Source organism: Shewanella sp. 3_MG-2023 (genome assembly GCF_030548765.1).
In the GTDB taxonomy this organism is placed as follows: Bacteria; Pseudomonadota; Gammaproteobacteria; order Enterobacterales; family Shewanellaceae; genus Shewanella.
Genome location: NZ_JAUOSH010000043.1, coordinates 13510 through 34167, shown reverse-complemented (window position 1 = coordinate 34167; position 20658 = coordinate 13510). Strand labels below are relative to the sequence as shown.

At 38.6% G+C, this 20658-nt stretch carries 15 protein-coding genes; 13 read left to right on the top strand and 2 right to left on the bottom strand.

What is annotated here, in order from left to right:
• The 7 genes from Q4591_RS18355 to Q4591_RS18325 form a co-directional block, all read left to right on the top strand.
• Window positions 1–2745, top strand: a 2745-nt coding sequence (locus Q4591_RS18355; protein WP_303462344.1) for a tandem-95 repeat protein, incomplete at its 5' end; no start/stop codon positions are given.
• A gap of 184 nt (window positions 2746–2929) precedes the next feature.
• Window positions 2930–3253 (top strand): Hpt domain-containing protein, encoded by a 324-nt coding sequence (locus Q4591_RS18350; RefSeq protein WP_102438343.1) that lies wholly within the window; start codon window positions 2930–2932, stop codon window positions 3251–3253.
• Window positions 3254–3296: 43 nt separating this feature from the next.
• Entirely contained in the window at window positions 3297–4646 is a 1350-nt protein-coding gene (locus tag Q4591_RS18345; protein ID WP_102438345.1) for an HlyD family type I secretion periplasmic adaptor subunit, read from the top strand.
• Between the two features lie 2 nt (window positions 4647–4648).
• A complete protein-coding gene (locus tag Q4591_RS18340) occupies window positions 4649–6880 on the top strand; it encodes a response regulator (protein WP_102476885.1) in 2232 nt (743 codons plus the stop codon).
• Complete coding sequence (locus Q4591_RS18335) at window positions 6877–8253, top strand: TolC family protein (protein WP_102438349.1); 1377 nt, start codon at window positions 6877–6879, stop codon at window positions 8251–8253. The genes Q4591_RS18340 and Q4591_RS18335 overlap by 4 nt, the downstream gene beginning before the upstream one ends.
• Window positions 8246–9856, top strand: coding sequence for an ABC transporter transmembrane domain-containing protein (locus Q4591_RS18330; RefSeq protein WP_198589346.1), 1611 nt, complete (start codon window positions 8246–8248; stop codon window positions 9854–9856). Before Q4591_RS18335 ends, Q4591_RS18330 begins: the two co-directional genes overlap by 8 nt.
• Window positions 9857–9859: 3 nt before the next feature.
• Window positions 9860–12019 (top strand): ATP-binding cassette domain-containing protein, encoded by a 2160-nt coding sequence (locus tag Q4591_RS18325; RefSeq protein WP_102438353.1) that lies wholly within the window; start codon window positions 9860–9862, stop codon window positions 12017–12019.
• 167 nt (window positions 12020–12186) lie between these two features.
• Here Q4591_RS18325 and Q4591_RS18320 read toward each other — a convergent pair whose 3' ends face one another.
• Window positions 12187–14601: an ATP-binding protein gene (locus tag Q4591_RS18320; RefSeq protein ID WP_303462340.1), complete on the bottom strand. Its 2415-nt coding sequence runs from the start codon at window positions 14599–14601 to the stop codon at window positions 12187–12189.
• A gap of 413 nt (window positions 14602–15014) precedes the next feature.
• Here Q4591_RS18320 and Q4591_RS18315 point away from each other — a divergent pair, with 413 nt between their 5' ends.
• Window positions 15015–15464 (top strand): SMI1/KNR4 family protein, encoded by a 450-nt coding sequence (locus tag Q4591_RS18315; protein ID WP_102476887.1) that lies wholly within the window; start codon window positions 15015–15017, stop codon window positions 15462–15464.
• Window positions 15465–15597: 133 nt separating this feature from the next.
• Here Q4591_RS18315 and Q4591_RS18310 read toward each other — a convergent pair whose 3' ends face one another.
• On the bottom strand, window positions 15598–15825 hold the full coding sequence (locus tag Q4591_RS18310; RefSeq protein WP_133126443.1) for a hypothetical protein: 228 nt from the start codon (window positions 15823–15825) through the stop codon (window positions 15598–15600).
• Between the two features lie 281 nt (window positions 15826–16106).
• On the opposite strand from Q4591_RS18310, the gene Q4591_RS18305 reads away from it, so the two are divergent.
• From Q4591_RS18305 to Q4591_RS18285, 5 genes are all read left to right on the top strand, one after another.
• Window positions 16107–16829: a hypothetical protein gene (locus tag Q4591_RS18305; protein ID WP_303445951.1), complete on the top strand. Its 723-nt coding sequence runs from the start codon at window positions 16107–16109 to the stop codon at window positions 16827–16829.
• Between the two features lie 222 nt (window positions 16830–17051).
• A complete protein-coding gene (locus Q4591_RS18300; RefSeq protein ID WP_303462338.1) occupies window positions 17052–17681 on the top strand; it encodes a hypothetical protein in 630 nt (209 codons plus the stop codon).
• 452 nt (window positions 17682–18133) lie between these two features.
• Window positions 18134–18493, top strand: a complete 360-nt coding sequence (locus Q4591_RS18295; RefSeq protein ID WP_102438364.1) for a group 1 truncated hemoglobin — start codon at window positions 18134–18136, stop codon at window positions 18491–18493.
• Between the two features lie 173 nt (window positions 18494–18666).
• Window positions 18667–20079, top strand: a complete 1413-nt coding sequence (fumC, locus tag Q4591_RS18290; protein ID WP_303462336.1) for a class II fumarate hydratase — start codon at window positions 18667–18669, stop codon at window positions 20077–20079.
• A gap of 52 nt (window positions 20080–20131) precedes the next feature.
• Window positions 20132–20527 (top strand): DUF2391 family protein, encoded by a 396-nt coding sequence (locus Q4591_RS18285; RefSeq protein ID WP_102438368.1) that lies wholly within the window; start codon window positions 20132–20134, stop codon window positions 20525–20527.
• Window positions 20528–20658 lie beyond the last annotated feature (131 nt).

Sequence of the window (20658 nt, the reverse complement as noted above, 5' to 3'; positions counted from 1 at the left end):
CTATCTGTTGATACGGTGACGTACAGCGGCACTGACGGTGTGCTTACCGACAACGGTGATGGCACCCATAGCTTTGCACCAAATGAAAACTTCAATGGTGATTTACAGCTCGATTTCGGCGTCAGCGATGGCACGGTAACCACACCAGCTAACATCGACATTGCGGTTACGGATGTCAACGATGCACCGGTAGCGGGCAGCACAAGTTACACAGTCAACGAAGACGGCCAAATCACCATTAGCGCTGAGCAGCTATTAGCGAACTCAAGCGATGTGGATGGCACCGTCAGCCTAGACTCAGTGTCATATTCTGGTACCGACGGTATCCTGGTTCAAAACCAAGATGGCTCAGTGACCTTCTCGCCCAATGAGAACTTCAACGGCGAAATCAGTCTTGATGTCACCATCATCGATGATGACGGCGCGACTGCTGAAACCACCGCAGGCATTACTACACTGGCGGTTAATGACGCACCTGTAGTTGATGGCAATGTCGCTTACACTATGGATGAAGATGGTGTTATTACGGTCACGCAAGAGCAGTTACTGGCTAATGCCAGTGACATCGATGGTGATGAGTTAACTGCTAGTAATTTAGCTGTTAATGGTAATGGCAGTGTGGTTGATAACGGTAATGGCACATTCTCCATTACACCAGATCCAGATTACAACGGCGATTTAGGGCTGACATTTGATGTTTCAGATGGTGAAGCAACTGTTTCTGCCGCAATGGATTTAACAGTAAATCCAATTAATGATTTACCGACAGCACCTACTATCAATCTAGAGGGTACTGAAGACGTCAGCATAACCATTGACCCTAACTATATCCTTTCACAGGCAAGTGATATCGATGGTGATAATCTGACGTTAGATAATCTATCGGTTCGTCAACCTGCCAACTCATCACTAACACAGAATCAGGATGGTACTTATAACCTCATTACTCCTGAGCACTTCAATGGCTTAATAGAATTAAGTTATACCATTTCTGATGAGACTGGAGAGGAAGTTGAAGGTGAATTGGCAATGGATATCATCCCAGTGGATGATTCACCATTCCAAAATGGTAATGCGCATCTGACTATTCAAGAAGATGGCGACATAACCTTTAGCGAAGCTGATTTATTAGCCTTATTCGGTGATGTTGACAGCTCACTATCCATTTCGAAAGTGGTTACCGCAGATGGTGAGGAGGCTGACGGCAGTATTACTGACAATGGTGATGGAACCTGGACCTTTAGCCCGACAGGTGATTTTGCTGGTACCGCAGGTTTGCAGATCGTCGCAACAGATGGAAATAGTGAAGCAACGGTCGATTTACCTATTTATATTCGACCTGTAGCTGACGGTACTGTTATTACCACAGCTCATGAAGGGCCACTTGTTTTTGCTGAAGATAGCACGGGTCATTTCTCACTTAATGTTGAAATGCTTGATGCATCAGAAACAATGGAAAGTCTTGTGATGACAGGCTACCCAGTAGGCTTCGTAGTGAGTGATGGCACCAATACCATGACTATCACTGAAGAAGGGCAGGTTGTTGATATAACCCAATGGAATCTTGAAGACTTATCAATGACGCCACCAGAAGACTACAACGGTAATTTCTTTGTCACAGTATCTTCAGTTACTTTAGATGTTGGCGATGAAAGTTCAGTAGAGGATGACAGTCCATTATTGAACGATGTGCCACATGAAGAAGCATTTGCCATGAATGATGATGGTTACGTACTTTTAGAGGCCAGCGATTTATTGGAATCTCAAGGTTTAGATTCAGAGGCTGTCAATGTTGAAAGCGTGAGTTATTCAGGTGAAGAAGGAGTATTGATAGACAACGATAATGAGACATGGACATTCTGGTCAGATCCTGATTATCAAGGACCGGTCACTGTCGATTTTACCGTAGATGACGGCACATCTCATTCGGTTGATTTTGAAATATCGGCAATAAACACAGAGGCAGCAGTAGATAATATTGCCGAGGCAAGTATCGAAGCGCCAGCTGCAACAATCGTAACTGTTGATGAGTTACTTGAAAATGTAGAAGGTATAGAAGGTGATAATTTAACTGTTTCAAACGTGCAGGCAGAAAATGCAGTCGTTATCGATTTACTTGATGGTAGCTATAGTGTTGAGCAAGATACTGATTCACAAGGTTCTTTAGACTTAACTTACAGTGTCAGTAATGGCACAGATACAGTCGATAGCTCAATAACCCTTGGCTCTGCAGTAGGGAATGAATCTGAAGATTATGACTATACAGCAGCACCTGGTGGCAGTGTAAATGTATTCATACCAACAGATATCAGCTCAAACAGTGAAGTCGACCATGTGATTATTTCTGGTTTACCAGAAGGTGTTTCGCCTCAGTCAGGTATAGAGCAAGGAGACAGTGAATACTTAATTGCTGGGGACTTATGTCAACCAGTCAAGCTAGAAATACCAGAAAACTTTAGCGGTGATATTAATATGGACATGAGTGGTGTTAATAGCATGGATCAACCAATTGATGGAGCAGCAACGTCTATTACCATTGACGTTAATTCCTCTTATGAAATGGATGGCTCAAGTGCTGATACGCAACAATTAATCACAGGCTCTGATGATAGTAATGCAGGTGATTGGACTTCAGGTGATAACACCGATCTCGGTATTGACGTTATGGATGACAGCGCCAGCTTTGATGATAGCGCTCATACAACAACAGAGGATGACTCAACGACATTGGCTGATTCAATATAAACCACGATTAAATATTTACAGTGATAAGACGTTAAAGTGCAGGTATCTTTATAAAATATATGTTTTTTATAGAGATATCTGGATTTTAAACTAAAGTTATTATTAGGGATTATTAAATCGTAATTACACAATACCTAAGTCGTCAATTTAGGTGGTGTTAACCAAGTCAAAATGAGTTTTAAATATGATAAATATAACAGCGTTAAGTGACATGTTTGATGGTGATACAGAGTGCGTAAAAGAGCTATTAGGTTTGTATTTAGAGTGCAATGCTGATGCCGCAACAACCATTGAGGCGCATTATAGTACTCAGGATACAGAGGCACTTTTTCATGTTTTTCATACCTTATCAGGTTCTTTGTCTAACTTGTGCGAAGAAGATGCTGTTCCATTGATTAGGGAGGCCGAGGGGATAAGTAAAAAGGGCGAAATGCCAAGCAGGCAGCAAATAGATGTAATACAGCAACACCTATCAAAAATTGCTGAGCAGGTTAGCCTTTCCGTTTAAAAAAATTTATTTCATTGACATAACAAGGTAGTGATGGAGATAAATGAAAGGTAAAGATAATCTTGAGCAAAACTTTGAAGACATCATCGAGGAGTCTATTAACAGTGTTCATTCTGATAGCTCTAGCGTATTAATAGCTAAAAACAGCAGTAATAGTTCACAAAAAGTTTCCTCGGTTGCATTTGTCTTTTTCTTTATTTTATTGATATGGGGCTCACAAGCAGAGCTTGAAATTACTGTGGCCACAAGAGGGGAAATACTTCTAAACTCAGATATCGAAAAAGTGCAACACTTAGAAGGAGGGATACTTGAAAAACTCTATGTCGCCCCTGGCGATATTGTTTACAAAGGCCAAAAAATTGCACAATTAAGATCAAAAGATAAGCTTGGTGATCTTGCTGTTAATCTTTTTGAAATCAATCAGCTTAGGATAGAGCTAATAAAATACGAATCTTTAATATCCCAACAAGAACCCGACTTTTCAGCCTTTAAAGACTATCCACAAACGCTCAAAATACAGCAAGAGCAATGGCGAGAAGAGAATAGCAAAAATGTAACCAGTGATGATTTAATGGAGCATGATATTGCCCATAAAACGGTGATCATCGACTCTATGAAACAGCGAATACTTTCTTCTACAGCCCAGTTAAACATAATTAAAAAGCAACTCGCCATAAAAGAGCAATTGTATAAAGAAGAAATGGCGTCATATACCGACGTGCTTAATATGCAAGTGCAAGAAATGAATATGCTGCGTGAAATTGAAAATTTAGAGGAGTCAGTAGTTAATGAAGGTTTTTTATTAACTCGTCTCACCAAGCAACTGGAAAACACCAAGTTTATTAGGGATAGCGAATATCGAACCAAGGTTGTTGCGCTAGACAAAGAGCTTTCAATAAAGTCAAAAATGCTGCCATCGATTTCAGATAAAGTGGATCGCTTGTTTGTTTATTCACCGGTAGACGGTACAGTAGATAAGCTTAATTATAATTATATCTCTGCCATTATATCGCCAGGGGATAGCATTGCTGATATCACGCCGTTAAATAATGCTTTACGAGCTGAGATAAAAATAGCCCGCAAAGACATAGGTTTTATCGTTAAAGGCCAAAAAGTAAAACTAAAGCTTGATGCCTATAATTTTGCTAAATACGGTGTTATCGATGCGGTGATTTCATCTATCTCGAGAGGATCATACGAAGAAAAAGAAGAAGAATTTTTTCTAGCCGAACTCACAATCAATAAAAATTATCTAGAAAATAAAGGGGTTAAGTACCACTTAGCACCATATATGGAATTTACTGCAGATGTAAAAACAGGCAGTAGAAAAATTATTGATTATGCTCTTAAACCTATAATGGCTGCGTTAGAAGAGTCGTTTAATGAGCGTTAAACATGAATGTAAAATATAATAATAATGCGCTAAAAATTAAAATTGCTTTTGCTATTGTGCTGATATTAACTCTCGGCCAGGTGGTTTATTCACTAAAAAATACCGTTTCTGGTCAGAAGCCTGCCGTCACGGCTAATCAAGATGCACTCATTAACACCTCAAACAATATCGTCGATCAACTTGAAATATTAAATGCCACCCTCTCCTTATGCGAAGTAGGGCGCTCACCATGTAATAAGGCTCAAATTTCTGTTTTGACGCAGCAAATTGCTAAAGACGTACAGTCTTTCATTTCTATCGCATCTACTGAAAAAAAACTTATATCCCTTGCTGGTCTGTTAAAGTTTGACTACGTTAACTTATATGTAAAAAAGTATAATGATCATAAAGATATCAATACATTAAAACTTGATATCGAAGGAAGTTTAGCAGAAGTTAGTGATATTTCAGCTAACCTAAATCAAAAATTAGCAGCTGATATAAAGCAAAATTCACAATCCCAAATGGCGATATTTTTTGCCATCAATACCGCCATATTTGGTTTTTTTGTGTTTGGCTGGTACCTGATAAGGAAGCAAATTCGATACACAGTAAAAGAAAAGAGCAGATTATCGAAGTCGTTTCATCATATTTTAGGTGACGTTAAAACCCTCAATCATAGTTCTCTAAAGCATCGCTTATCAGATATTGACTCAAGCTCAGATGAAAAAAAAATCTACTCCATGCTGCTGTTTAGTTTTGAAAAGTTAGAGCAGCAAATGAGTAAAACTGACTTATACCAAAGGCTGTATAACTTATTAGGTTATGAAATTAGAGGCATAACTAACACCATACACGGGGGCATTGATCTACTGGTCAATAAAGAGAATGTTCAAGAGGTTTTACAGGCCAAAGAGATCACCACTGCGACCAGAACATTAGAAAACCTTGCTGAAAATTTTAATTTACTTTCAACAGTAGAGTCATCTTCTAGCACAAAGTTGGTCGATTTTTACAATTTAATTAGTGAATTAGTAGTACTACTATCAACAAAATCTAAGCAACAAAATAAACTTATAGAATGTTACGTCGCAAATACTATTCCCTTATCCTTTTATGGTCATCATACTGGTTTATTTTGGCTTTTGCTGATGCAAATTTCCGAAACAATCTCCAGTTCCAACTGTCGTAACGTACTGTTTTCTTTAAGTTGCAGCTCGGCAACAAGGGTTGAGAAGTTACAGATTAATATTGATCTATACCTCTATGATCAAGATATACCCTCCATGGAGCATATCGAAAATTTAGCTTGGGGTGTCGTACCTAAAAAAGACATAACCAACAAGGCATTGGTTAAAACATTACTCAATCAAATAAAAAAATATCATGTCATTCAAAAAAATATTGATGACATATCAAGAGTGCGGATCTCTTTTGATGTCACCCCTGTTGATTATCAGACTGAAAATAACCAGCTCTACGGCAGAACGCTGCTAATTTGTGGTGCATCTTATATGCAAGTTGATGTGATTGAACAAATGCTAACAGATCAAGGGGCTAAAGTGATTATTGCCCGCACCGGCAATGAATTATTTCAATCTATAAAGGAGCTTTCACCCCAAGATGGCATCATCTTAACCAATACTATTCAGGGGGTAAATTTACAGTCATTTTGTAAAATATTAAAGGCGAGGCTGAATAAGAAAGTGATCAAAATATTCTTGTCGTTATCATCCTCAAATATCGATGAGAAGCTCTACGAACATGTTGATCATGTCTTTTATCACCCTTGTCCACCCAGTGATTTTATCGCCCATATTGTTGAGCATATAAATAAAGACGAAGACGCAGCGGTAGATGAAAAATCAGAAAAAATATTAATCGTTGAAGATGATAGGTTGCAGCAATTTATCTTGAAGAAAATACTCACTGATTTAGGTTTTGATTGTGATACGGCTAATGATGGTAAAGAAGCCATTGAGTCAGTCAAAGTGGGCGATTATAAAACGGTGTTTATGGATTGTATTATGCCTAATCTTGATGGTTTAGAGGCGACATCAAGGATCAGACAGAGTGACAATGAAAATAATCTGCCTGACAGGGTCATCATCGGTGCGACCGCTTTAACCAGTAACGATGAACATCAAAAATGTATCAGTGCGGGCATGGATTATGTCATCCATAAGCCCTATAAAAAAGATGAGATTTTTAATGTATTAAGAAAGTATCTAGCAATTAATAAGGCGAATAAATGAAGATTATTAAATTCGCTTTAATACTGTTGTGTGTTGTTAATGCTGCTTCTACAAGGGCATCAGAGCTATCTTTGTTAATTGATCAGGCATTGAGGAATAATTATCAGATTATCAGTTCTGAGTTTGAATTAGTGTCTTCAGAATATGATCTACAAAAAGGGACTTCGCCTTTCTTACCAACCGTGAATATTCAGGCAAATTCCACTTGGAATGAATCTAAAACCACCTACCCTAACCCTGATGATGGCAGTCGTACCGATAATGACTATAACAGTAATGGTTACAGTTTATCCTTGTCACAGGTATTACTGGATTACTCTATCGTATATGACTACGACTTGAGCAAGTTAGAGTTACAAATAAATGAAATAAAACATAATAAAATTCTCAATGATATTATCATCAAGGTGGTTGAAAATTATTTCTCTTATTTAAAATTCAAAGCGCAGCATAAAGCCACCAAAGCGGAGCTAAAGTCATCTCAAGCACGCCTAGAGCAAATTAGTAGAAACAATGAGCTGGGTAATGTGGCCAAAACAGATGTTTATGAGGCCTATGCTAAGAAGGAGCAAAATGCAAAAAGCTTGGCAAGCATTGAAAAAGACATCAGGATTTCTCTAATCAAGCTCAATTCTACAACCCAAACAAAGCTCGAACCTAAGTTTGATATCCAATTAAATCAGCACTATCAACAGATCCCATCAAGAAGCAAAAGTAAGCTTAAAAAAAACTTAGCCCATAAAAACTATGACATTATTATTTCACAATACAATATCAAAAAATCAGAAACCACATTGGATAAAACCAAATCAGGCTTTTACCCCACCATTTCAGCGTCGGCAAATTATAGTGTCAATGATAGCAATAATAATGTTGAAACCTATAACGATGATATCAGCTACTCTTTAAATATAAATGTTCCCATAATGAGTGGTGGCTCCACTTATTATGAATATCAAAAAAATAAGAATAAAATATTCCAGAGTATCGCTAACCATAGGCAATCAATTGATGACGCAGGAGTTGAATTTGATGAGTTGATTTATCAAATTAATGACAATGTCACATCAATTAATTTGTTGCGGAAAATTATTATATCGAACTACTCAGTTTATAAAGGAACGCAAAAAGCTTATAAAATCGGAACTAAAACATTAACGGATTTACTTTCTTCAGAGTCAAATTTATACAACAGTATTCGTGATTTTTATTCTAATCAATATGATTACATCATCAATATGACTAAGTTTGACGCCTTACTCGGCCCAGTTGACCTTAATATTCTTAGTGCATTATCAAATAGTATGGTGCCGATACAGAATAATTTTGATTTGGAAGTGCTTGAAAAGTTGAAAAAGGAAGCTGATGAATAAATTATCCTATATTCCTAAACTGTCGATAATCGACTTAGTTTTTCTATTCACTTCAAGTATTCTGACGACCTTACTTGGGTTGGTGCTACCATTTGCAATTTTGATTATCTTTGACCGGGTACTGCCAAATCAAGCAACTTCCACTTTGTATTTTATCTATTCAATTATTTTAATAGCGATAATTTTAGATTACAAAGTGAAAGCATTAGAAGAAACCCTTATTGCTGATATTGGTAATAAGTTTGAAAGAAAAATCACCAATCAACTGTTTCAGGCGGTATGTCATGCCAATATCACCCGTTTTAAAAAGCTTGAAGTCGGTGAATACTTAGAACGACTCAATACGATCCCCAGCTTAAAATCCTATTTTAGTGGCGACTTAGTGTCATCTTTTATCAATATATTTACTTGTATTGTGACCATAGTCGTACTGGCGGTCATTAATCTGAATACCGGTATTATCATCAGTGTAGCGTCATTATTTCTATTTATTATTGCCTATTTTTCAACAAGTAAAAAAGTGCAGTTATTAGAAACCAAGTCGACTATTGAGGGGATTACAAACTCTAAAATAATCGAGATTGTGTCATATCCACTGGATATTAAAAGTCGCACCATGGAATACCGAGTTGAAAACTTGATGAATAACATGATCGAACAACGAGAGCATTTCAGTACTAAATTTGAAAGACAGGAATCAAATTTTGCCTTAATTCTTTCTTTGGTGCAGCAGCTTTCAGTGGCGGTAGTGGTAATTAATGGTGCCCTTAGCGTGATCGCAACAGAAATGAGCCAAGGGGTGATGGCGGCTATTATTTTATTAACTAACCGCTATTTTGGCCCGTATCAGCAAGCGATGAGAACTATGGGACAATGGAAAATCAATAAAATTTATATTGATCGCTTGAATGAAATGTTGCTGATGGAAAATACCAATAAAGCGGCTTGCACCTCGCCTGAGTCTGCTGCCGGGCAAGAGCCTAACACTAGCTCTGGTTCAAGTGTGTTGGCCAGTGATAAAGCTAACGAAGCGTTATTAGCCTACAACAGTAGGATCCCCAAGATAATTTTTAATAATCGAGAAATCTCTTTTACTAAGGGAAAAATAACCCTACTAAAAGGCAAGTCGGGTAGTGGTAAAACCCGGTTAATTGAGCGCATTGTACAAAAATCTCAAGAAGAGAATATCGATGCTAACCTTGTTGTAACTATAGATAAAAACAGCAGTTTTATTGAAGGGACTATCATAGATAATATCACTTGTTTTAGGCCGCAATTACATAAGGCGGCATATTCTCTTTGTGAAGCTTTATCAATAAAAGAAGATATCGACCAACTCAAACTCGGTTTTTTTACTGAGCTCAGTAGCGGTAATAGTAAAGTATTTTCTCGTCAGGTTTCTTTTTTATTACTTATTGTAAGAGCACTATTAAATAACAAGTTGGTTATTATTATTGATGATTTTGATCTTGTTTACGATAAAGAAGTGGCCATTAATTTGCTCTCTTGTTTGAGGCCCCGCACCGGAAAATACTCCTTTGTCATAGTGAGTAATAAAATCACCAATACTGACACCCTGGTTGAAACGATTACATTGGGTTAAAAAATGGATACTTTAATAGCATTTGATGAGCTTAACGAAAGACTAGAGCACTTTAAGCATGGTGAGTATCAGCAGCGCTTTGAACAAACGCCATTATTAAATGGCATAGCCTATGCGTTGATTGCATTAGAGTGGGAAGGGACCCCCAGTATTTTATCCGATGTCTTTATTCATCATGACAACCACCTTAGCGCATTTAAAGCCACATTAACCAGAGTTGGCTATGAGTGTCTAAGCATTGATATAAAAACAAAAGATCAATTACACGAGGTCACATGTCCGGCCTTTATTTCGCTAAAACATCAAAATTATATTTTACTCAGTTATAACGATAAAACCTGCTTCTTATATGATTATGAAAATGACAATATTTTCGAATATGTGTTTGATCCCAGCGGCGAGTTTGTCGCATCGATTTGTTACATATCAAGTTACTCTCGGTTATTTCGAGAGCCGCCGCCAGAGTCTCAAGATAAAAAGAATTGGATTAAATATTCGTTTTATCGATATAACGCAGAATTTAAAGATCTCATTAAACTGAGTTTAGGGATCAACTTGTTGGGCGCCCTGCAGCCTTTTTTTATTATGAGTGTATATAATTTTGCCTTAAGTGCAGGCTCGATTTCTACCTTATTGTGGCTTTCAGCAGGGGCTGTGATGGTCGCTTGTTTCGAATATATTTTGAAAAAGCAGCGTATGGAAATTCTAGCAACCTCAGGCAAAGAGCTCTCTTGTTATATTTCTTACAGTGTTTTGTCTAAACTGCTGTGGCTGCCCTATGCGATGACATCAAGTGCTGGTACATCTTCACAGTTAGCCAGACTCAAAGATATTGACCAATTTAGGCAGTTAGTGACAGCTGAATCAAGCTTAAGCTACTTTGATTTACCTTTTATCTTTATTTTTATCATTGCCATAGTCATCATGTCTGGCACCGCGGCGATAACCGTAATATCTGGTATTTTAGTCATGGTGGGCTTTTGTGTGTATGGCCGCTACATCTATTCAAAATCGGCTTCTCAAAGTTCTAGAGCCAATGCGATGGTTTCTTATCAGTGGAATGAAATATTATCCAATACCTCCTCAATTCAAGGGTTACCATTAATTTCGGTATTAAAATCACGTTTTAATTCAGCGTTAATACAACGATTAAGCGATTCACACCAAGTTAGTACCACTAACAGCAAAGTGCAGAGTATGGGTGGTAGTTTGATTCAAATTATCGGCATCACCAGTATTGTCACCGCGGTGTCAGGCGTGATGGAAGGCACGACAGATGCAGGTGCTATGTTGGCGATTATCATTTTAGTGTGGAAGGCACTAACGCCAATTATGGGGATTTATAATTCCTTAGCCAAAATAGATACTATTAAAGCTTCAACGGGGCAAATTAATGCGCTAATGTCACTAGATGATGACCGCAATAAAATGGAGAAAAGCTCGCCATTAAATCAATTTCAGGGACAGTTAGAAGTCACCGGGCTAACCCATCGTTATACGGGGCTTTCAAAAGGGTTAACTAACTTATCTTTTCGTGTTGGCAAAGGCCAGAAAGTGTCAGTTTGTGCGCCTTCTGGGGTAGGTAAAACCACGTTAATGAACCTTTTAGGGGGGATTGAAACCCGTTTTCAAGGTCAAATCACGCTAGATAATTATAATATTACCCAGTTTAATAGCTTCAAATATAGAAATAGCATCTGCTATATCCCCTTTGACTTTCATTTATACCAAGGGTCAATTCTGGCTAATTATCGGCTTTATAATGGCTATGTTGATGAAGACCATATCGATAAAATGATCAGCTTTTTTCATTTAGAAAAATACTTGCCAGAAGGTAAGTCAACACTGATCACCAGCGGATTAATCAAAAGCTTACCAGATGGTATTTTAAGAAAAATAAAGCTGATGATTGGTATTGGTAGTTGTCAGCAAAAATTTCTTATTATTGATGAGCCATTTGTCGGCTCAGAAAAAGAAAATAGCCATTATTTAACTTCGCTTTTTTCTAGCTATTTAAAGAAATGCACAGTGATCTATACCAGCAATGAGAAGGCCATGGTGGCAACATCAGATCTGTGTTTACTGCTGGATGAAGAGGGGGCGCAGAAGTTTTTTGGTACGCCTGATAAGGTCTTATCAGCGGCGTCTAAAATATTGTATTAAAGGCCGTAGCCTTTGCAGATGGTATTCGCTTCAACAGGGTCTAAGGAGGCTACTTTTAATCCCCCTTTTTCATCAGTCAAATTTGGTAGTGTATTCTTGTAGTGGGCTTTTAATTGAGCTTAGCTGTGAATTGAGTTTCGCTATAAATAAAGCACAGATAAAAGACATCAAATAAATTTAGTGAGCTTTTCTACCAGAATTTCGCGTCTAAAGGGTTTAGGTAAATAATCGTTCATGCCCACATCGTAACACTTTTGAATATCATCATCTAAAATTGAAGCGGTTAAGGCTATGATAACCACAGGCTCTGAGCCTTCTACCTTTTCAAAAGCGCGTATGGCCTCAGTGGCTTCAAAGCCTGTCATAACTGGCATCATACAATCCATCAGTATCAATTCGATGTTTTTATGGTGACGTTTATATATTTCTAGCGCTTCGCCACCATGGTTGGCAATTTTGTAATTTATTCCTAATTTTTTTAAGTTAATTTCAACCACTTTCTGATTAATTTTATTATCTTCCACCAGCAAAATAAGTTTGTCACTTTTCATCGTCGCTTGAGTGCTTTCAATGTCAGCAGTAACTGATCTTGTGACGGTTTTCAGTAAGGTATCTAATCTAAGCCCTAACAATGGGATTGTGACGTAGCCAGAAATGGATTCGCCAAAGTCATCCTTGCTATCATTGTTATGACGAGATAGCACCACAGGCAAGTTTGGGTAAGCTTTAGTTATGTTAATGATGTCAGAGGCTTTAGTCGTGGGAGTTTGCTTGAGCAGTAATACTGCACTGTCTGATATTGATTCAGGCAGCTCATCAAAGGCCTTAAGTAAGATGACAGGGTAGTTAAATTCATCCAAATTTTGCAGTAACAGGGTTTCATGCTCGTTAGCACAGTAATAAATGGTTTGAGCTGGCTTAGCAGGGGCTGTATGGGCCTGCTTGTCTAAAATCAAATTGAAATAAAACTCTGAGCCGACTCCTTTGGTTGAGTTGATTTCAATTTTACTGCCCATCATTTGAACCATTTTTGCTGAAATGGCCAGCCCTAAACCTGTGCCACCAAATTCAGTAGAGGTGCTATTGCTTTCTTGTTTAAATTCTTCAAATACCTGACTTTGTTTGTCCTCATCTATTCCAATACCAGTATCTCTTACTGAGAAATATAAATTAACCTTATGGTCTTGGGCGCTTTTTAATGGCTGTTGTCGCAAGGTAAATTGCACTGAACCTGAGCTAGTAAACTTAATCGCATTTGATGCCAGATTCATCAAAATTTGTCTTAGCTTTTGCTCATCGGCACGGATTAACGTCGGTATTTGTGCATCCATATCGATACGCAATTCGATATCTTTTTGCTGTGCCTTGGGGGCGATAAGGGCTGCTGTATCGTAGATAACTTCTTTTATGGCGCAAGTGTGAACATTAATATCAAACTTGCCCGATTCAATTTTGGAGAGGTCTAAAATATCATTGATAAGCATTAATAGTGTTTGAGAGGATGCATTTATCGTCGCTAAATAGTCTTTTTGCATGGCGTTTAAATTAGAGTCTGTGAGGATCTCGGTCATGCCAATAATGCCATTTAACGGAGTACGTATTTCGTGGGACATATTCGCGAGAAACGAGCTTTTAGCCCGATTGGCCTTTATTTCATCTTGCTTAGCGTCAATCAGTTCTTCTTCAAGTTGATGGCTGGCAATGTTGACCGTATATAAGGTTATAAAGATAAGTAAGCATAATAATAAGGCAAGCAGATAGTCATACAATAAGTAATTTTTAATTTTCTCATCTATCATGCTTGGAAGTTGATTAAATAACCCATCAAGCTCCTCTTCAACCTGTTGAACCGAGGCGCGAAGCTCACCTTGTAGCCCTGATTTATAGTCGTAGCCAAGCTTTTGATGTGCAGTTTGTAGCGTGAAAAATGCGTTTTTATAGGCTTCTAAATGGCGAGTAATGGATTTATCGATATTATTTCGGCCCAGAAGTGAGCCAAGCGTGTCAAATTGCAGCGTAATTTGTTCAAGCTGCTTTGGGTCAAAGCTGGAGAAAAACTCGAAAGTCTGCTGCTGAATATCAAGCAGTACCAGGTTTAATTCAGCATCATGACGCTGCAAAGCATCTTGCTCAAATGCCAGCTCCGCAAGCTTAAATCTGCTTTGATAACCAGGTTCAAGGTCATCTCCGTCAATCAAAAAGGTTTGCTTGCTAAGTTCGTTAAAGGTGTTGGTATAGCGGGCGACACTCTTGATACTGTCAAGGCCGTTAAAGTCTATTTGTAAGTCATGGGATATCAATATGCTATTGATATCCAGCAGTTGTTGCTCTAATAATCTTTCGCTGTAATTAAGCTGGGTGATGTATTGCTCTTCACGTCTTAGGATAAAATCCTTTTCCAATCGGCGAAGTTGTAAAAGGGTATTGGAGGCAAGCGATATCTTATTTTGAAACACTCCGAGCTCGTGTCGCTGTTGAATAGTTTTTTGATTGGCGATTAAAAAAAGTATCAAAATAATAAATATTGAAACCGCACCAACAGCCATTAACTGCTTAAGATTAAGTCGTGCAAAAGTTTTCATATCCATAAACCTTTAGTAATCCATTATCATTGCCAATCCTATCTAATAACTATAGTTGTAAATCATATTAATATCAGAAAACAAACAGAAAAAGATTGATAAAACACTGATAAAATCAAGCCATAGGTTAAGTTTATCAGTCACAGTACAAACAAAATGCAGCAGGTTTAGCTTACTCATACCTGCATTGTTTCAGGCTGACATGGGTAAGGCTTGAATATAATGAAAAACCTTGCCGTTTTTGGGGAAGCACATAGCGTGATACAGATTGCTAATCATCCAAAGCTTCAAGATACAAGTGGTCAACTAATATTAATTACAGTTAAACCGCGGACTTTTTGGGTTTCTCTGGTATTTTAGTCACAATTTTTTGGCCAGTATTCTGGCTTTAGTTGTTTTGGGAATATGTAGGCATGAATAGCATCGATCTATTTGTAAAAAACTGGGGCAGTAAAAATGCCATGGTGCCAATAAAGAGTCAGTTTATCGCTGAACTTGAAGCAAAACTGACGGCAGTGCTGCCAGACTCATATAAGTATTTAATCTCAACCTATGGCTTGGTGCACACCCCTAATGTATTGACAAAAATTTGCGATTTAGGTGTCGATATTTCTGAAGTGCAGGACTTTTTAAGCCTTGAAGATGTGGCGTTACTGTCCAACTTATATGAGATGAGCGGCATGCCAAAAGGGCATATTTTGTTTGCCTCTGATTGTAAGGGCAACATGTTTTGCTTTAAGCAAACCGAGTGTCAAACTCAGCAGCAAGATGTGGCTGTGTGGTTTTATAATCAAGGTTGGGGGACGGTTGAAAAGGTGTCTAATTCGTTCAGTGAATGGCTACAGCAGTTCAATGATCTTTAAAGCGGATGTATCACTAGCTAAGTTACTTATTGTATAGCTTCCAGTAGGTTAACTGTCTATGTATATTGATTTTAAGTGTAAGTTTCTGTTAGTGAAAAAACCGGCTTAAGTAATTAAGCCGGTTTTTTATGGATTATTTTTGTTTGCGTAACCAGTTCATTTGGTAAATAACAAAACTGATAAATACCATAAAAATGATTAAGAATGTTTTTTGCAATAAAGGGTCTTCTAATGATGTCACTATGGGGTCATCCATAGGGAAACGGGTCATAATCTCGGTGGCAGTAGGGATCAAATGAAATAGTATGGTTGCCGAAAAACAGAGGTTAACTAGATATTTATTCCACGATTCAAACAGCACTGTTTTCTCAAGTACGATGCCAATAACAGCCGCTAATATGGTTAATGTAAGGCTCGAAGTATAAGACTCGAAGTTTAATTTTGGGGCATTTTTTGGCCACTGTGTTAATTCAGGCTAATTCATCCAAGGACTCGATATCGAGTCCTTTTTTGTTGGTTTTTAGTCAGAATATTACTTTACATAAGCGGTATCGCAAAGCTATGTTTAAGCTATTGTTTGCTTGAAATTTAAACTGCACAGGCCTTGAGTTTAATTCAGATGACGCGATGCAAGGAGTGGTTGTGGATATAAAATTGAATATCAAATTATCTACATTCTGTATTACTCAGTTCTCAATAGTCACCCTGTTGGTTCTTGCTGGGCTCGCTGCCTATATTTATGCTCATATCACTGGACATGAATATGTATTGGGTTTCTTGCCGTTATTTGACGTAGGTAATGAGCAAAGCTTTCCGACTTATTTCTCGGTATTAAATTTACTATTAGCGTCAATATTGTTTTTTGTTTTATATCTATTTGAAAAAACCAATCATCATAAAGGCTTTAATTATTGGTTATATTTAGCAGTGCTATTTTTATTATTATCCTGTGATGAGAGCGTAGGGGTACACGAAAATTTTTCAAATATTCATGATTACCTTGCTGCGAAAGACATCATACCGGCCTTAATTAGCTCACACACATGGTTACCTTTTGGGGTGTTGTTTGTGTTTGTTGTAGGCGTCTCGCTAGTGCCATTTTTAAGATCATTATCAAAACAAAGCGCTTTTTATTTTGTACTTTCAGGGGGGATTTTTCTTACCGGGGCTATTGGTTTTGAATATCTAGGTGCTGTGATGTTAGAGCACGGATTAGTCGATTCCAAGGCTGACTTATTGTACAAACTGCGCCGAGTATTTGAAGAGGCGTTTGAAATGTATGGCATCGCAATATTAAACTGTGCTTTATATCGAGAGATGCTTAATAGAAAGCTTTGTTTGGCTATTCATCGCTCAGAATCATAAGCTATGATCTTCGCCGTAGAGTTGCACAGACTTTACCGGATTATAGTAAGAAAACTGTGAAAGCAGATTGATCGCTATAGGGTTTTTCCATTCATTCAAGTCACAAGAACACACAGCTAAAACCCCAAGCGCTAAAGTTTACTATCACCCAAGTTACGACTATAACTTAAATAGTCGACTCTAATGGGTGAGCCTGCCAAAACGTTTAGGAAAAGTTTAAACATGAACATGCAGATAGTTTCTCAGGCTAAAAATCTCACCGGTTTCTTCTTTCTTCTCTATTTTTTACCCCTTGCCTTATTGCTATTTGTTATCCTCGTCAGTACCACAATGGATTTACCTTTTGGCATTTTTACCCGTGATCTCGCTGCGACGGCAGAAGTGAATCCTTTAACTGGGGTGACATCAAATGTTGGCGCTTTATTGTGGGCAGCTGCTGCGACCATATGCTTTTTAACTTGGGAGGTTTTTCGTCATCAGCCTAAAGAAAAGTGGTTCGCTGTATTTATGTTGTGTTCAGGCCTATTAACCACGCTGCTATTATGTGACGACTTTTTTATGCTGCACGATTATATTTTTCCGCGTTATTTAGCTATCAAAGAGAAGTTTTTTCTATTGGCTTACTTCAGTTTAATGTTTTGCTGGATGGTGGTTTTCAGAAAGTGCATCCTAAAAACGCAGTATCTAATTCTGCTGCTCGCCTTTGTTTTTTTTGCTTTGTCAGTGTTGGTTGATCAGTTTCAAACTCCAATCGAGGCCTTTATTGGTGACTCACGTATTTTGTTTGAGGATGGCTTTAAGCTGATTGGTATTGTTAGTTGGCTTGGCTATTTTTTAAATGCTGTTTATTGAAAATAAACGAAAATATACTCGAGTAAGGGGGTTAATTAATTTCTTTGGCAGATTGGATTGATCTCTTAAGGTATTATGCAAGATGCAATTTTTATCAGCAGCTAACGTTGGCGCTTTAGGCTAAAACTAGCACCAAAACCTAGGCTGAAAACTAGCACTAAATCTTAGTGCTAAATCTTAGTGCTAAATCTTAGTGTTAATATAAAGTCTCAACGCGCTCTCTCAAAGCTCACCTAAAAGCTAGAAGTAAACCTAATTGAGTTTTGCCAACCTATAACCTTGCTCAATCAATAGTCCTATTTATTGAGTCGCAGCCCTCTCATTTCGCCATTTTAGCCTACAATTTATCAGTGCCCTTTAGGGCGAGTGGCGTGATATTTCTTCGTAATAAACTCGCTGTTAAATATTAAACGCCAATGTGATTCACCTGAATCAAAGCAAGGATATAGTTTATGAGTAATTCACTGTATGAACGACTTGGCGGCAGTGCTGGCATTGAGAGTATTGCAAATGACTTGGTCGATTTGCATATGGCCAACCCGACAATCTCCCCAAGATTTGCCAAATCAGATCCCGTAGCGCTAAAAAATGCCGCGGCGACATTTTTCATTGCAGGAACTGGCGGCCCAAGTGTGTATAAAGGCCAAGATATGCTCTCGGTACATAAAGGCATGAACATATCGGCGGCTGAATTTATGGCGGTACTGGATGATGCATTGCAGGCATTTGAAATGAATAATATTAGCCAGCGGGATCAAGAACAAGCGCTGTATATTTTGTACAGCATGCGATCTGATATCGTGTTGGTTTAGCTTGTTACTGCCCTAAATGGCTCACTTAACCCCGAGAGTAGGCTAAGTTAACCAGTTATTCAGGATCGACTTAGTCTCTTATCACTAGTCTCTTATCACTAATCTGTTAACGCAGACTTCAAACCAGCTCTATAGCTTGTGTCATCAATAGCTCGGCTGCAAAGGATAACCTTATGGGCACATTTCGCACAGAAACGGATTCATTTGGGCCATTAAAGGTGCCTGCGGATAAATACTATGGCGCTCAGTCGGCGCGCAGCTTAATCAATTTCGCTATTGGGGTCGAGACCATGCCCAAGCCATTAATTCATGCTTTGGGAATGGTGAAGCAATGTGCGGCCAAGGTGAATATGGAGTTTGGCATTCTCGATACTGATATTGGTCAAGCGATTGAACAGGCCGCTGGCGAGGTGATGCAAGGCAACCTGGATGAACACTTTCCGTTGTCGGTATGGCAAACTGGCTCGGGCACTCACACCAATATGAATATCAATGAGGTGATTGCTAATCGCGCCATTGAATTGCTTGGCGGCGTGCTTGGCAGTAAAACCCCCGTGCACCCAAATGATCATTGTAATTTAGGCCAGTCATCAAACGACTGCTTTCCCACTGCAATGCACATCGCAGCAGTACTGGAGTTACACCAGCAATTGTTGCCCGCATTAAGGCATTTACAGCAGCAGCTAGCGATAAAATCGGTAGCATTTAATCATATTATAAAAATCGGTCGAACCCATATTCAAGATGCCACTCCGCTGACCTTAGGTCAGGAGTTTTCAGGTTATAGTGCCCAAATGAGTCATGGCATTGCTCGAGTTGAAGCGGTAATGCCTGCGTTATTACAGTTGGCTCAGGGCGGCACTGCTGTGGGGACCGGCATGAACTCAATTAAAGGCTTTGATATAAGCTTTGCTCAGCAAGTTGCCAAGCTGACTAAATTGCCCTTTATTACTGCGACCAATAAATTTGAGGCCATAGCGAGCCATGATGCCATTGTTGAAGCCAGTGGTGCATTAAATACCGTGGCCGTCAGTGTGATGAAAATTGCTAACGATATCCGCTTTTTGGCCTCAGGGCCGCGCTGTGGATTAGGGGAAATTAATCTGCCTGCAAATGAGCCCGGCTCATCGATAATGCCCGCTAAAGTGAACCCGAGCCAATGTGAAGCGTTAACTATGATAGCGGCGCAGGTTATGGGAAATCATACAACCATTTCAGTGGCAGGCAGCAATGGCCATTTTGAGCTCAATGCCTTTAAGCCAGTGATGATTTATAACCTACTGCAATCAATTGCTTTACTGGCAGATGGTTGTAGCAGTTTTACTGATAAATGTATTTGCGGTATTAGTGCCAATGAAGCACAACTTGCTAAGTTTTGTGATGAGTCATTAATGCTGGTAACCGCGCTTAATGACTACCTTGGTTATGATAATGCCGCCAGCATCGCCAAAAAAGCTCATCAAGATGGCTCGACACTACTAGTGGCAGCCCTTGCCCTTGGATTACTCACCGAAGCGGAATTTAAGCAGTGGGTCGTGGTAGAGAAGATGCTAGCGCCCCATGATTTACCTAAAGGCAAACCTTAAATAAACGATCGAATGATCTCGCTTAAAACACCGTCTAAGTAAAGAGTTGCTTATGAAACTTAATTTTAATATGGAAGATGCCAGCCAAATATTTGTCGGCGCTTTTGCTTTAGCTGTACCGATTTCTTTTTCTGAAGAAGCGTGGAAACTGGGTGAGACTTTACCCTTAATCAACGTCATGATGCTGTTTGTGTTGTCGGTGGTGTTTTTGGGGTTATTTACCTATCACAGCGTGTTTCAACATGATGTTAAATCACGGGTTATTGTGTTTATATTTCGGATCGTTATCGCTTATTTGATGGCGGCCTTGGTAGTGAGCTTGGTGTTATTATGCCTTAATAAATTACCCTTATTAGACGATCCCATAACCTCATTACGGCGGATTATTATCATTACTATGCCAGCCTCTATGGGCGCCATAGTGGTGGATAGCTTTGATAAAGAGTAAGCCTTAAAAGAGTAACCTGTAAAATAACCTTGCCTCTTTAGCTATAAGTATTCAGCTATGACCGTTCAATTTGGCCGCTAATAACTATCCGATTAAATCGACTAAAAGTAGCGTTTTATTACAATATTTAT